A 14188-nucleotide genomic window follows, 5' to 3' on the forward strand; every position below is an offset into this window, starting at 1 on the left:
TCATCATCAAATTAACACTTTATAAGACCAGCATTTATAAGACTGCTATTTAAAAAATAAGCAATAATAACTCACTCAATTTATAAGACCAACGCTGATAGCATATCGAGTGTGGCGGCTGGCGTATGGTGCAAACGTACAGGCGATAGACTGATGTAACCTGCGGCAACCGCTTGATCATCAGTCATAGTAGTACCTGACGAATCATGATCAGTATTATCTGCCAATGTATCCTGACGCTTGCGTAGTGATAACCAATATGCATCTCGCCCGCGTGGATCTACTACATGATGGACAGGACACGCTATTTTCCTATGCCCCAAAGCTGTCATTTTGCGACCGTTAATCTCATTAGCATTACTCACATCAGGAATATTAACGTTTAATACGTGATAGGGCAAATTTTTGCAAATATCCAATATTGGCGTATCACTCAATAATTTCACAATCTCACTTGCTGCCATTTGATAATGACGCTCACATTCCTGCTCACTGCTTTTTGCCCCACCGCCTACTAATGAGGTCGCAATAGCGGGTATACTAAATAACTGAGCGGTTAATGCCGCCCCAAAAGTGCCTGAAAACAAAACGTCTTGACCAAGATTGGCACCTGAATTGATCCCCGTAATCACACAATCAAAATCTGTGTCAGAATATATTTCGTTTAATGCTAGATAAATACAGTCAGATGGTGTGCTATTGACAGCAATAAAACCAGAAGGCAATTGATGCGTATATAAGGGTGTGGTGATACTTAAGGCACTGGCGCAGCCACTTTGCTCGCTAGCTGGCGCAACCACCATGACCTCGGCAATAGTAGATAATGCCTCATATAGTGCCAGCAAACCTGGTGCATAAACCCCATCGTCATTGCTCATTAAAATCTTCATATTTACTCAATCTATTTATGAATGACCGTTCATCCACTTATCTACGTTATTCACGTAAAGTTGCTATAATCACCGCTATTGGCACTAAGGTCATTCTACTTAAAAGCATAATAATCAAAGCTATATCAGTTGTTTATACTGCTCGTCTATGTTTGTTCGTATAGTAAATAGCTATGATTATTTCGGGCGATTATACCCTAATAGTCTATTGAGACGAACCCACTCTTTATACATAATTTGCATAATAACGTAGTTTATTGAATGATTTTCCCAGAGCAAAATCCCTATTTTTCATCATTAAAAACCTGCGCTGAGGTTACAGTAGGCTACAACCCACAACATTTACAACTTATACTTTTATGTTGAGGTAACTTACCGGTTTATAATACGGCTATGTTGCTGGAGACCTGATTTAGCTCACAATATCTCTACACATAAATCAATATTTTATGTGACATTTGTTTTTTTACCCATTAACATAGCACCATTAAATAAAGATAAGCGAGTGTGATACTGAATGAAAAATCAATCGATATTATCTATGACTTCTGTATTGGCAAGAAGTGCCTCAAAAGTCGGGCTAGCAGCATTGATAACATCTATTGCGATGCTGTCTCAAGCCACAAATGCTGCATCCAACTCTGCGACGACCATACCTTTAGATTTATCTGGTATCAATATCACAAAACATGAAATTGCGGTTATGCAAGTGCTGTCAGAGATATGCCCGCCGATGCTAAATGGCAAGCAAAAGCAACGTTTTTATAAGTCTTATAACGTGCAGCTTCATGAGTTGATGCCGTCATTAGAAGACCCAAAAGCAGCTATCCAGTACTTATCTACTCAGCAAGATTATCGTCAAATTCTGCAAGGCATTCGTAGCTGGACGATGGGATTTGCTAAGCAAGACAATAAAGCATTGTGTGAAGATTTAGCGAATGCTGAATATCAGTAGTAGACCTTTATTGATACCCTATGCTATCGAAATACGTTTTAAGCAATATTAAGAGGTTAAAGAGGTAAAGATCGCCATAATTAACGATAACAATCTACTTTCTTATCTCTTTAATATCTGTATAAAGTGGTCAAATAAGTATTATATAAGCCAGTTCTAAGTGCTTATTTATTTAGATGACTCGCTACAAAAAGCTTGCTGCCATCCCTATTATTTAATAAGGATAGCAGCAAGCTTTTTTATGAGTGAAGTTTATAAAATTATTCACTCTATTTTTAATAACGTCTTATTTTATTGTATTTATCGTTTCCCCATCGGGCGGCATTTTGCTAAGATAAGGCGTTAATTTTATGTCCGTTGCTTTAGTCTCCTCTACTCTCAAAAAATCCATGGTTTAACCTGAGATTTGACATAGTCTGCCAAAGATTGTGTAAAGGTAGTGGTGTTGGGGACAAGCGACAGATACATTTGGTTTTATGATGCGGTGTAACAATCTATGACAGTAAAGCGTGTGAAAAAACAGCTGGTGCAGCTGGTAGTGGGTGTCAGTATTTCTATGGGTGCAGTGATGGCAAGTGCAGCCATACAGCCGCCTGAGATGGCAAATACTGCGTATGTATTAATGGACTATAACACGGGTGAAATTTTGGCACAGAAAAATGCCAATCAAGCCTTGCCGCCAGCATCTTTGACCAAAATGATGACCAGTTACATCATTGAACAGCGCTTAGCTTCAGGCGACCTAAAAGAAACCGATCAGGTATTGATGAGTCCAAATGCTTGGTGCCGTGGCAGTAGTAGCCAATCGTGCATGTATGTACCGGTGAATAAGAGCGCAAGTGTCATCGATATGCTACGCGGTATTATTATCCAATCAGGTAATGACGCCTCAAAAGCAATGGCTGAGCATATTGCTGGTAGCGAAGCATCGTTTGCTATCTTGATGAATGAGCAAGCGCAAAAGATTGGTATGAAGAATACCCATTTCGTCAACTCTACTGGTATGCCTGATGAGGGTCACCAAGCGTCTGCTCTAGATTTGGCCAAGCTATCACGCGCCATTATCAAAAACAGCGGCGATTACTACAGCATTTATTCAGAAAAAGAGTTTACCTATAACGGTATTACTCAAGGTAATCGTAATGCCCTACTCGCTACCGACCCTACTGTTGATGGTCTAAAAACAGGACATACGGATGCAGCTGGGTATTGCTTAGCAGCCTCGAGCAACCGTGAAGGTATGCGCCTAATCTCTGTCATTATGGGCACTGAAAGTCAGCAAGCACGTGCTGATCAGTCGCGTGAATTGCTCAATTGGGGTTTTGGTCACTTCACAACGGTTACTCAAGCACCTGCTGGTCAGTTTGTCAGCAAAGTTCCTGTCTGGTTTGGTGAAGCAAAAGAGATAGAAGTAGCGACTGGTGATAATTTGCAGATTTTGACCACTAAAACTCAAAAGAATAAAATCACTACTGTGGTCGATATTCCTGAAAGCTTAGAAGCACCTATTAAAAAGGGTCAAGAAATCGGTAAAATGATGGCTGTGATAGATGGCAAAGCAGTGGCCTCTGTGCCTGTGATTGCGACAAGCGATATTGAGCAATCAGGCTTTATGAGTCGTATCTGGCAACGTTTTTCTCGTTGGACCCAGAACTTATTTTAAGCACAATGATAGCGTTTTGAAATAATGCTTTTATCATAAAGTTCAACATAAAAAAGACGTCTCATATCGAGGCGTCTTTTTTATGTCTAAAATTTTATATTTCTCGCTATTTTTATGACCATGTCAGCCAGCTTTTTAGTAAATCACTTAACGCTTTGTCTTCGTATTTGGCAACTTCGCAGTAGTCTATACCTGCAGCCTTTAGACCAAACTCAAAATCGGCTAAATATTTTGCTTGCTGCTGTGGATACCAAAATACCAGTAACGTTCGATACTCTGTCTCAGCCGCACGAATATGACTCGCTAATGAGGCTGCTTTTCTGGGGAACACATCTTCTGCAAACATCAGCATGTCAAATTGCTTCGCATGTACCTCATCGATAACCAGTTGCTCATGTTGATAGCAGGCCACATCAGCACCCAAATGCTGTAATTGATCTACCAACAACCCTTTTTCATGATAGTAGTAATAAATAATTTTTAAGCCACGCAGATGTTGCTGTTGTTGAGAATGGTGTTGATTAGACATAGGAATAGTAACTGTAAAATTCGTACCAACACCTAAAATGCTATCCACTTCAATGCTAGCCCCCATCAGCTGAGCCATTTGCTTAACCACTGGCAGACCAATTCCCGACCCTTCGTATTGACGGGTTTGCGATGAATCTACCTGAAAAAATGGATTAAAAATATCTTCAATAAAACTGCTATCAATCCCGATACCACTGTCCTTTACGCTAATCTGCCAGCGATTGCTGTTATCAAAATGGGTCAGTTGCGACGTAATGGTGATTTGACCTGCTGGTGTGAACTTCATGGCGTTACTGACCAGTATCGCTAAAATTTGCTGTATTCTTTCAGCATCGCCTTCGAGGATATAATCGTTATGATGGATATGACTGATTAACGTTAAGCCCTTTTTCTTAATAGCTGGCTCAAACTCTGCCAATAAGTCAGCGATTAGTTGCAATGGATTAAATTCGTGCACATGTAGGCTGATTTGACCTTTCTGGATTTGATTTAACTGAATAATTTGATCTAAGGTTAAGACCAGCTTTTCACTACCCTCTCGAATAATATCAACCGCGTCTCTTTGCTCGTGATTTAACTTTTCATCATCTAGTAGCTGTAAGCCGCCAACGATCGCATTTAGTGAAGTTTTTAGCTCATGGGTAATCATACTTTGAAAATTATGTAGCTGCACATCAAGCGACACATCTTTATGATGCAGTTGTTGCTCGAAAGCCGCAAGTGCCTCATAATCTTGCTTTGCGATTTGTAGGCGATCAAATAGGGTAATAAAAGCCTGTTTAATCTGTACCAACTCCTGAAACTCAAAACGCTGCTGAATCAGAGGTAACTGCTCAATATCTGGATTTTTTATAACTATATCGCAAGCTGCCGTCAGATTGGCGATATCTTTTGACGGCCAATTCAGCTTACGCAGGATAAACAACGCCCAAATAATCGCCAATAGCGTTGTCATAAGCCATAGCAGTAGGTTCTTTTTAATCCAATTTTCACGCAGCGTCGCCACATCTAAAGTGATATTCAGATAACCAACCAAAGCATCTTCTTTAGGTGAAATAATTTTATTAGTAGGATCGCCAACGACTGGATAGTTAAAGCTAACTGTATTAGCAAATAATGCATTTTTCCAATCATCTCTTAATTGATTGGCTTCAACAATAGGCTGAGAGGTGGTATAAAATAAAATACTCTCAATGCCTTGTTCTTTTTCTAATAAAAAACGTATTTGTTCATCGACGATATCGGTGGAATCTGCTATCGATGCGCTGATGGTCAGTAATGTCGCTAAATCCTGAATATGCTGGCGCGTATCTTTGTAATAGTGAACAAAGCCATAAATAAAAGACACTAATAGACCTGCTAAAACAGCCAAAACCATGGTCTGCATGATAGAGTGCCAGATAAGCGTAGGAAGTGTTTGATGCGGGCGGTTGTTCATATCACTCAACTGAGTTAGACAACTTTTGATTATAGTACAGGTATTTTATAGCGGTTATAAGTGAAAATTGATATTTTAAGGCAATTAATAAATAGTGCCCTAAATTGCAAAATGCCATGACAACTGATGCAGCCGTCATGACGAAGCACATTTAAAAAGCCTGATAGATAGTATCAAAGGATTTTTATCGGCTAGCTACTACTCGCCAAAAGCGCAAATATGATTGCATTAACGCTTTTTATCTTTGTTGGTAAATCTCGGCTTATCTTTGGTGGTAAATTTCTGCGCACGATTACGTTCACGTTGACGTAACTGTTGGGTTTTGGCTTTGGTTGGCGTATCGCTTTTATTAGCATACGGGTTTTCATTCAGTTTAAAGACCACGTTTAGTGGCGTGCCTTCTAACTTAAATACCTGACGGAATTGATTTTCAAGATAGCGCTGATAGCTCTTAGGTAACGAACCAGTTTGATTGCCATGAATGACGATAACGGGCGGATTGTGTCCACCGATATGCGCATAACGCAACTTAATACGGCGACCAGCGACCGTTGGCGGTGGATTGGCAGTAACAGCATCTTGCAAAATCTGCGTCAAACGGTTGGTTGATACCTCAAACATTGACGATTGATAAGCACGCAAAATAGACGGATATAAATTACCCACGCCTGTACCATGCAATGCTGAGATTTGATGAACTTTTACGTAAGGGATAAAGTTAAAACGGCGATCCATCTCAATCTTGATATAGTTCTTTTGATCAGCAGTCAGACCATCCCACTTATTAATTGCAACCACTAGCGCACGACCTGCATCCAACGCATAGCCAATCATATGCAAATCTTGATCGACAATACCTTCATGAGCATCAATAACAATAACGGTTACGTTAGAGTCTTCAATCGCTTGTAAGGTTTTGATAACTGAGAATTTCTCAACTTTTTCATCGATTTTACCACGGCGACGAACACCAGCCGTATCAATCAATACATAATCTTTACCTTCACGCGTATATGGGATATAGATACTATCACGAGTGGTACCCGGCATATCAAAGACGACAACGCGGTCTTCACCAAGCAAACGGTTGACTAGCGTCGATTTACCAACGTTTGGACGACCGATAATAGCAAGTTTCAAACCTCTTGGCTCAACCACATTTTCTTGACTAGGCATATCAGCGGTTAATACTTCGAGCAGATTGCCGACCCCGCGACCGTGACTTGCCGCCATTGGATATGGTTCGCCTAGACCTAATGCATAAAATTCAGCAGGCGCCGAATCATGCACACCATCGACTTTGTTGGCAACGACATATACAGGCTTGCCAAGGGTGTGTAAAAACTTACCAATCTCGGCATCGGCACCAATCATCCCTGCGCGTGCATCAACCACAAATACAATGATATCGGCTTCATGAATGGCAGTATACGACTGCTCAGACATATAATCATCAATATCTCCTCTGCCATCGTCCGCTTCACCAATACCACCGGTATCAACGACAATAAAAGCTTTGTCTTCGTAGGTCGCATCACCGTATTGACGGTCACGAGTCAATCCTGACAAATCAGCAACCAATGCCTGCCGACTTTTAGTGAACTGATTAAATAAGGTGGATTTACCGACGTTTGGACGACCAATTAAGGCGACCACAGGCTTGATACTCATGGGTTACTCTCAGTGAAAGGCACAATGACGGACAGTGCAACTACTTAGATACAATCTCTTTTACAACGTAAATTTAACGTTATAAAAAAGCAAAAAGTAGCAGCCGTTGACCGCAAATTTAAATGAATGATAAGATAAAACGATAGTCAGAAAATAGTTCTTGGCTATCTTACAATGAATAAATGATATTCAGAGGAATGCATCATATATAGACATTATCTGTCGCTATTATATATAGATAACGCCGATAATGCACCGGTCGCATAGCGTACGCGAAAGCCGATATGTAAACAAGCAATTTTACAAGGCATTAAACGCTGACTATGCAGCGTTTTCTGTTCACTTTACTATTAGATGACTTACTATTAGATCACCTATTTAATGAGCAATATAGAAAAATGCTCATTAAATAGGACTGCAAGTGACTAAGATTAGCGTGCCAACTGCCAAATCGCTACTTGACCTGAGGTGCTTTGGGTCATTAAGCGGCTGCCTTGCACTTGCAAATTGGTCAATGCGCCTTTGGTCTGTACACGGCTGACAATCTTACCCGTGGCTGGGTCAAATAAATGCACAACCCCATCAAAATCACCAACTGCGATATAGTTACCAATCATCACAGGATTGGTCAAATGGCGATAGGCCAATTCTTCACTTTCCCAGAGAACAGCACCATTACTGCGGTTGTAAGCAACCACTTTACCGTCTAAGCTTGTCGCAACCACTTGCTGATTGTTGACTGCAAGCGCTTTTAAACTGGCAAGCTCATTAACAAACATCACTTGGCGCGATGCCAAATCAATACCGAGTAACTGACCACTATAGCTAATGGCAAATAACTGATTGTTATCTACAATTGGCATACCATCAACATCGCTCATGCGTTCAACTTCGCTGCTGCCTGTACCCACACCAACGCGTCTTGACCATAGCGGCAAACCATTATCTACCGTGACAGCATGTAAGCGTCCATCGGCAGTCGCTAGCAACGCTGTCTTAGCATCTAATAACGTTGGTGCAGCGCTACCGCGTACACTAATCGCTGGAACTTGGGTAGCAAACTGCCAAACTGACTGACCAGTCTGCAGCGATAAGCCATGTAGAAAACCATCATTGGCTGACAAGATAACGCGGTTATTGCTAATGAGCGCTGGCGTTAATACTGAACCAGTAAGCTGTTGCTGCCAGCGTTTTGCACCTGTTACACTATCGAATGCCATAACCAGACCGCCACGAGTACTAATAATAGCAGTTTGGCTTAGCTCGTCTATCGCAACACCACCTGTAATCTGGTCGCCAACATTTACTGACCATAAACGCTGACCAGCTTTGTCAAAACCCACCAAATCACCACCGCGCGAGGCAGTAACGATTTGCGAATTGGCATAGCCGACTTGCAAAGTAAGCGGATCTTTTTTACTGACGTTTTTATTACCAAGGTCGGTACTAAAAACCGGCTGCAATACGCTAACAGGTTGCACGATTTGTACCAATTTTACAGGGTCGTTGACGACTGGCTTGATACCTCGATTACACCCAATGACCGCAGTTGCCATCACTGCAATTACGGCTACATGCATGGCCGTTGAGCGCATGGTCTTGGCTTTGATGGTTTTGTTAAAGCGAATAGCTTGAGTCATTATAGGTCTCACTACAAATAAATTAATCATTAATAAATTAGCATTTAATCAGTGATAAAAAACGATAATAACTTAGTACAAATAAGTATTAGTTACCACCATATTACTTCCGACTGATTAGGCTACTTCCTTTGTAGAACGGTTTGAGGTATTACCATGTCTATCGAAATTAGTACTCAAATTTTTGATACTAAGTCTTTATTGCCGAATATTTAGCACTACTATTTTATGCACCAGCACCGGTATTGGCTGCTACTGAATCTTCGCTTACTGGTGCTTGCGATGTTGCCGTAGACTCTTGAATAAGGCTGGTCTGCTCAGCGATAGGCTCAGGGACGATACCCAAACTTTCCATTTTCAATGCCAATACTGCGCGAGTTTCTTGACGCTCACGTAATAAGCTCCAAGCATTATTATAGGATTTAATCGCTGAATCTGAATTGTCTTGTGCCAAATAAATATCACCCAATAATTCTTGCTGACTGGCTTCAAATGAGCTTGGCATATCACGACTGGCTTCTGTCAATGCTGCTTTTGCATCGCCTGCTGCCAAAAGCGTGGTCGCATAGCGCAAACGGGTAATTGCCTCTAGACCTGCATCACCCAAATCTATCGCCAATGCCTTTTTAAAGGTCTCGCCTGCTGCTTTAAAATCATCATTGTCAACTTGCTGACGCGCTTTAATCATTAAAGCCTGCCAAGCATAGACCGATTCTCCATGAGTGCCAACTAAAGTATCAATGTTCTTATCTAGCTGAGTACGACTCTTCTCTAACGATGCTTTTGCCTCCGCTCCTAGATCTGGATTTTGCGATGCCAAGCTCACTTCTTCATTAAGACGTTGAATATCCGCATATTGATCGGCTGCAACGGTATCGACACGTGCATGATTATCCTGCCAATAAGTCCAGCCAAAATAAGCGGCTAACGCCAATAAAATCGCGGTGACAATATAGCTGCCATACTGCTTTAACGCTTGCATTGAGTTGTCTGCATTCGGCGAATTAGGGGTCAGAGCCATATACTTTTACCTGATCAATTTATATTAAAGTGCTAATGCTACGCTCACTACTATTTATGGCGAGAAAAGTTATCTTTATCCGACAGCCAATCTTGCGCTGCTGTTTTTTGTTCGCCAGTTTGCATATCTTTGATGCTAATGGTTTTATCATCCAGCTCTTGCTGGGCGATAATAACGGTCAATGCAGCACCTGACTTATCCGCTTTTTTCATTTGTGCTTTTAAGCTGGTGGCACTTGCCATTTTGACGCGCAAATCTGGACGGCTATAACGCAGGTTTTGCGCATAACTAATACCCGCACTATAAACCTCAGGATGGGCGACCACAAATACATCACAAGCAGGCATATCAGCAATAGGTGCGACAACTTCCATAAGAAGTAATAAACGCTCAAGTCCCATGGCAAAACCAACTGCAGGTTCAGATTTAACCGGTTTATTATCACCTTTACCATCACGGTTATCAGCAGATTTTAGCTGTCCAACCAAACCATCATAGCGACCGCCGGCACAGACAGTTGCTTGGCTACCAAGTTTGTCAGTCACCCACTCAAAAACAGTTTTATTATAGTAATCAAGACCACGCACCAGATGCGGGTTGATTTCAAAGTTGATACCAAGCTCCGTTAAATAAGCTTGTACTTGCTTAAAATGCGCCACGCTTTCTTCACCTAAAAAGTCAGCAAGCTTAGGCGCGTCTACCAATAGGGCTTGGGTGCTGGCTTCTTTGCTGTCTAAAATACGTAGCGGATTGGTCGTCAGGCGGCGCTTACTATCCTCATCTAACTGCTCTTGCTTATCGGTCAGATAGGTGACCAACGCTTCACGATAAGCATGACGCTCATCAATTTCGCCCAGACTATTTAGTTGCAAACGCATCTCATCTTTTAGACCCAGCTCTTGCCACATCAAATGAGTCATCGCAATCAGCTCGGCATCAGCGTCTGGTAAGGCACTACCAAAGCTTTCAACACCTATTTGATGAAATTGACGATAGCGACCCTTTTGTGGGCGTTCATAGCGGAACATTGGACCAATATACCAAAGCTTAGGCGTATCACCGCGTAGTAGATTGTGCTCATTCACCGCTCGTACTGCCCCTGCCGTACCTTCAGGACGCAAGGTAAGCGGCGTTGGTGGATCAGATTTATCGGTAAAGCTATACATCTCTTTTTCAACGATATCCGTAGCACCGCCGATCGCGCGAGCAAACAAATCGGTTTGCTCAACGATAGGCAAGCGAATATGCTCATAACCGTATCTGCCTAGCACATTAGCCAATATAGACTCTAGATACAGCCATTTTGCAGACTGTGCAGGCAAAATATCATTAAACCCTTTAATCGCTTTAATCATGGTACAGTTATGTCCTTTAAGTTTTAACAAACAGCTCTATAATTTTTATTAATAAAACGCTTTATTATCTAACACGTATAATCTCGTTTTCGCGTTTTTTTGCTAATTCTTCTGCATGGGCGCGTACCATACCTTCTATCTCATCAACCAGATTATCTGTATCAATCAGATGACTTTTTTCGCCCATACGATAAACCAATGATTTTGGTGCGGCGCCAACAATACCGATATCAGCTTCCTTCGCTTCACCTGGACCATTTACCTTACAGCCAATCACTGATAAGTTCATTGGTTCACGAATATCCTCTAAACGCGACTCTAACGCGGTCATCACTCTAATCACGTCGAACTCTTGACGTGAGCAGCTTGGGCAAGCAATGAAATTGACACCATTAGAGCGAATATTGAGCGATTTTAAGATATCAAAGCCAATCTTAATTTCTTCTTCTGGCTCTGCAGCTAAGGAGATACGAATCGTATCACCAATACCGTCTAATAATAAACCACCCAGCGCGATAGCAGATTTGACCGAACCAGTACGGTAAACACCAGCTTCAGTCACACCTAAATGCAGAGGATTATCAATTTGTGCTGAAATCAGACGATAGGCATCCATGGTCAAAAATACGTTGCTGGCTTTAACCGATACTTTATATTGATCAAAATTAAGACGTTCTAATATATCAATATGACGCATTGCCGATTCGAGCATCGCTGCGCCATTTGGCTCTTTATACTTACGCTGAATGTCTTTTTCTAAAGAGCCAGCATTGACGCCGATACGAATAGGAATATTGTAATGCTTGGCACAGGCGACTACTTCGCGTACTTTAGCGTCACTACCGATATTGCCCGGGTTAATACGTAAACAATCTGCGCCCGCTGCCGCAACGGCTAAAGCAATTTTGTGGTCAAAATGCACATCTGCTATCAAGGGTACGCTGACCAACTTGCGAATTTCACCAAACGCTTTAACGGTATCCATCGTGGGAGTAGAAACTCGCATCAAATCAGCGCCTGCTTCAACACAGCGCTCAATTTGGGCAACAGTCGCTGCCACATCGCAGGTATCGGTATTGGTCATACTTTGCACACTAATCGGCGCATCACCACCAATCGCGACATCACCGACATATATTTTCTTCGTAAGACGACGGTTAATAGGTGCTGACGTTGACATAGACAAACCCTTTCATGAAAGCAGTAAAAACGAGAATAACAATAAAAACAAGGTAATACTATTTACTTTAAAAACTGAACCAATTGATAAATTAAGGTGCCAATTCAAAACTGGCTTGGCTACCATTTGCATAGCTGTTTAAAGCGACAGATTGCTGATTAAGCATCAAGCGCACGTTATTGATATCATCGATCTGTACATTAAAAGGTGGCATACCTGATAACTGATAATCACCCGCATTCTGCGAGCCCGCTATCAAGCTGCTACCAGTAGCATCTGTAATAGTGACGACAGCAGCATCCGTCAGCTTAACATCCAAAGTGGCAGGAGCAACGTCGCCACCGCCCAAGTTTAGTGCTGAACCTGAAGCGCTAACACCTGTAACATCGGTATTAATAGCTGCGCCTTGTGCTTGTTCTACTGCTGAGATATCTTCAGAGCTAGATATAGGCTGCTCGGTATTTTCCTTGCTGGCATTACTAACCATACGGAATAGGAAAATCGCTAAAATAATGACACCGATCACTGCGATAATTAGTAGCGGATTAAAGCGAATACGATTGTGTGTATCACGCTGTAGCGTACCCATAGGCTGCAGTGGCGACTGAGTATTATTAGCCGAACGCGATTTCAGCTCATTTGGGTAAGCGGCATCAAAGCTACTGGCTATTCTGACTGGGTCGAGACCCAAATATTTGGCATAGTTGATCGCAAAACCGCGCGCAAACGCCACTTGCGGTAAATCTGCAAAATCTTCATTTTCTAACGCTTGCAGGTGACGTTTTAAAATAAACAATTCATTTGCCGCGTCGTCCAAGCTTACTTGCTTAGCTTTGCGAGCTTGCTGCAACATGGCACCAAATGATCCCTGAGCGTTAAAGTTTGTGTTTGATGATGGGGTGGTCATTTCCATGGTGCCTCTGGATTGTTAAGCCAAGTCTTTAGTTGTTTTGCTTCATCACTTAATGGATAAGCAGATAAAAGTTGCTGTGCCAATTGTTGGCGTGTCTTGATGTTTTTTTGCGCTGCCGCCAATTTGATGCCTTGTAGGAGCAAGCGTGGACTAGCACCCTGCCCTTGTACCAATATCAAGGTCTCATCATAGAGCCTTTGTGCCTGCTCAATACGCTGCTGCTCAAGTAATAAATCAACCAGTTCAATATGCGCAATAACGCTATTTCGATTGCCATCTAAAGCCCGTAAAAAAGCCTTTGCCGCTGCAGGATGGTCATTGAGCTGAAGGTAGGTACGACCTAAGTTCTCTAACGCCCCAATACGACCTTCGTAACCAAGGGCAGCACCTGCGGTTTCAAACTGCTCAGCTGCCTCTTTATAACGCTTCATCTGAGATAAATACACGCCATAATTATTGTGAGCTTGATCAAAATCTTTATCGAGCGCAATGGCTTTTTTAAAGTATTGATCCGCTTTTTCAAGATTAAGACGGCTGCCTTCTTGCTGCAACAAAACGCCCATCATATCATAGGCGGGCGCATGACGGCTATCGGCAGCAAAGGCTTTTTCGAGCTGTCTTTGGGCAGCATCAAGCTCGTTTTTGCGGATATATTGTGCAGCAAGTGTCGTTCGAACGCGAGCAATTTCTTGCTGATCCAATTTACGGTTGTCATTGGGTTGCGTTGAGGTTTGATAAGGCGTGCCCGTTATTAGATCGTTGGTTGGCGTGCTTTGACAACCAGAAATCAATAAAGCGCTTAGCGTGCCAGCAAGCAATACACGATGAGCGCTTTTTCTAACAAAAACTGTAGCGCCCAACTGTCTCGCTGCATGAGAAAGAGATGTTTGATACTTGAACTGACAAGAATTTTTAGAAGTCATTATAGCCG

General features: G+C 42.1%; 11 protein-coding genes. 2 read left to right on the forward strand and 9 right to left on the reverse strand.

Annotated elements, in window-relative coordinates; all coding sequences use genetic code 11:
* Positions 1–80 precede the first annotated feature (80 nt).
* Entirely contained in the window at positions 81–890 is an 810-nt protein-coding gene (gene surE, locus JMX75_RS09200) for a 5'/3'-nucleotidase SurE (protein ID WP_133105240.1), read from the reverse strand.
* A 517-nt stretch (positions 891–1407) separates the two neighbouring features.
* On the opposite strand from surE, the gene JMX75_RS09205 reads away from it, so the two are divergent.
* Positions 1408–1845 carry an MCR_0457 family protein gene (locus tag JMX75_RS09205; protein ID WP_201532096.1) on the forward strand — a complete coding sequence of 146 codons (438 nt, stop codon included), beginning with the start codon at positions 1408–1410 and terminating at the stop codon, positions 1843–1845.
* A 496-nt stretch (positions 1846–2341) separates the two neighbouring features.
* Positions 2342–3508: a D-alanyl-D-alanine carboxypeptidase family protein gene (locus JMX75_RS09210; RefSeq protein WP_201532097.1), complete on the forward strand. Its 1167-nt coding sequence runs from the start codon at positions 2342–2344 to the stop codon at positions 3506–3508.
* A 112-nt stretch (positions 3509–3620) separates the two neighbouring features.
* Here the strand turns inward: JMX75_RS09210 and JMX75_RS09215 are convergent, their stop codons facing one another.
* The 8 genes from JMX75_RS09215 to pilW all read right to left on the reverse strand — a co-directional run bounded on the left by JMX75_RS09215 (position 3621) and on the right by pilW (position 14180).
* Positions 3621–5477: a sensor histidine kinase gene (locus JMX75_RS09215; protein ID WP_201532098.1), complete on the reverse strand. Its 1857-nt coding sequence runs from the start codon at positions 5475–5477 to the stop codon at positions 3621–3623.
* A 228-nt stretch (positions 5478–5705) separates the two neighbouring features.
* Positions 5706–7148, reverse strand: coding sequence for a ribosome biogenesis GTPase Der (gene der / locus JMX75_RS09220; RefSeq protein WP_011513006.1), 1443 nt, complete (start codon positions 7146–7148; stop codon positions 5706–5708).
* Between the two features lie 431 nt (positions 7149–7579).
* The gene (gene bamB / locus JMX75_RS09225) at positions 7580–8788 is read right to left on the reverse strand and encodes an outer membrane protein assembly factor BamB (protein ID WP_133105242.1); all 1209 of its coding nucleotides are present in this window, start codon (positions 8786–8788) and stop codon (positions 7580–7582) included.
* Between the two features lie 226 nt (positions 8789–9014).
* Positions 9015–9809: a YfgM family protein gene (locus tag JMX75_RS09230; protein ID WP_133105243.1), complete on the reverse strand. Its 795-nt coding sequence runs from the start codon at positions 9807–9809 to the stop codon at positions 9015–9017.
* A gap of 50 nt (positions 9810–9859) precedes the next feature.
* Positions 9860–11164: a histidine--tRNA ligase gene (gene hisS, locus JMX75_RS09235; protein ID WP_133105244.1), complete on the reverse strand. Its 1305-nt coding sequence runs from the start codon at positions 11162–11164 to the stop codon at positions 9860–9862.
* Between the two features lie 64 nt (positions 11165–11228).
* Positions 11229–12344 (reverse strand): flavodoxin-dependent (E)-4-hydroxy-3-methylbut-2-enyl-diphosphate synthase, encoded by a 1116-nt coding sequence (ispG, locus tag JMX75_RS09240; protein ID WP_011279968.1) that lies wholly within the window; start codon positions 12342–12344, stop codon positions 11229–11231.
* 91 nt (positions 12345–12435) lie between these two features.
* Positions 12436–13251, reverse strand: a complete 816-nt coding sequence (locus JMX75_RS09245; RefSeq protein ID WP_133105245.1) for a helix-turn-helix domain-containing protein — start codon at positions 13249–13251, stop codon at positions 12436–12438.
* Positions 13248–14180, reverse strand: a complete 933-nt coding sequence (pilW, locus tag JMX75_RS09250; RefSeq protein ID WP_227673154.1) for a type IV pilus biogenesis/stability protein PilW — start codon at positions 14178–14180, stop codon at positions 13248–13250. Before pilW ends, JMX75_RS09245 begins: the two co-directional genes overlap by 4 nt.
* Between the last annotated feature and the right edge of the window lie 8 nt (positions 14181–14188).

The organism is Psychrobacter sp. LFX-11D (assembly GCF_904846475.1).
GTDB lineage: Bacteria > Pseudomonadota > Gammaproteobacteria > Pseudomonadales > Moraxellaceae > Psychrobacter > Psychrobacter cryohalolentis.

Excerpts from the sequence above, each read along its gene's own strand:
- der (WP_011513006.1), bottom strand. The coding sequence starts at position 7,148 with ATGAGTATCAAGCCTGTGGTCGCCTTAATTGGTCGTCCAAACGTCGGT.
- pilW (WP_227673154.1), bottom strand. The coding sequence starts at position 14,180 with ATGACTTCTAAAAATTCTTGTCAGTTCAAGTATCAAACATCTCTTTCT.
- JMX75_RS09215 (WP_201532098.1), bottom strand. The coding sequence starts at position 5,477 with ATGAACAACCGCCCGCATCAAACACTTCCTACGCTTATCTGGCACTCT.
- JMX75_RS09210 (WP_201532097.1), top strand. The coding sequence starts at position 2,342 with ATGACAGTAAAGCGTGTGAAAAAACAGCTGGTGCAGCTGGTAGTGGGT.
- surE (WP_133105240.1), bottom strand. The coding sequence starts at position 890 with ATGAAGATTTTAATGAGCAATGACGATGGGGTTTATGCACCAGGTTTG.
- JMX75_RS09205 (WP_201532096.1), top strand. The coding sequence starts at position 1,408 with ATGAAAAATCAATCGATATTATCTATGACTTCTGTATTGGCAAGAAGT.
- hisS (WP_133105244.1), bottom strand. The coding sequence starts at position 11,164 with ATGATTAAAGCGATTAAAGGGTTTAATGATATTTTGCCTGCACAGTCT.
- ispG (WP_011279968.1), bottom strand. The coding sequence starts at position 12,344 with ATGTCAACGTCAGCACCTATTAACCGTCGTCTTACGAAGAAAATATAT.
- JMX75_RS09230 (WP_133105243.1), bottom strand. The coding sequence starts at position 9,809 with ATGGCTCTGACCCCTAATTCGCCGAATGCAGACAACTCAATGCAAGCG.
- bamB (WP_133105242.1), bottom strand. The coding sequence starts at position 8,788 with ATGACTCAAGCTATTCGCTTTAACAAAACCATCAAAGCCAAGACCATG.
- JMX75_RS09245 (WP_133105245.1), bottom strand. The coding sequence starts at position 13,251 with ATGACCACCCCATCATCAAACACAAACTTTAACGCTCAGGGATCATTT.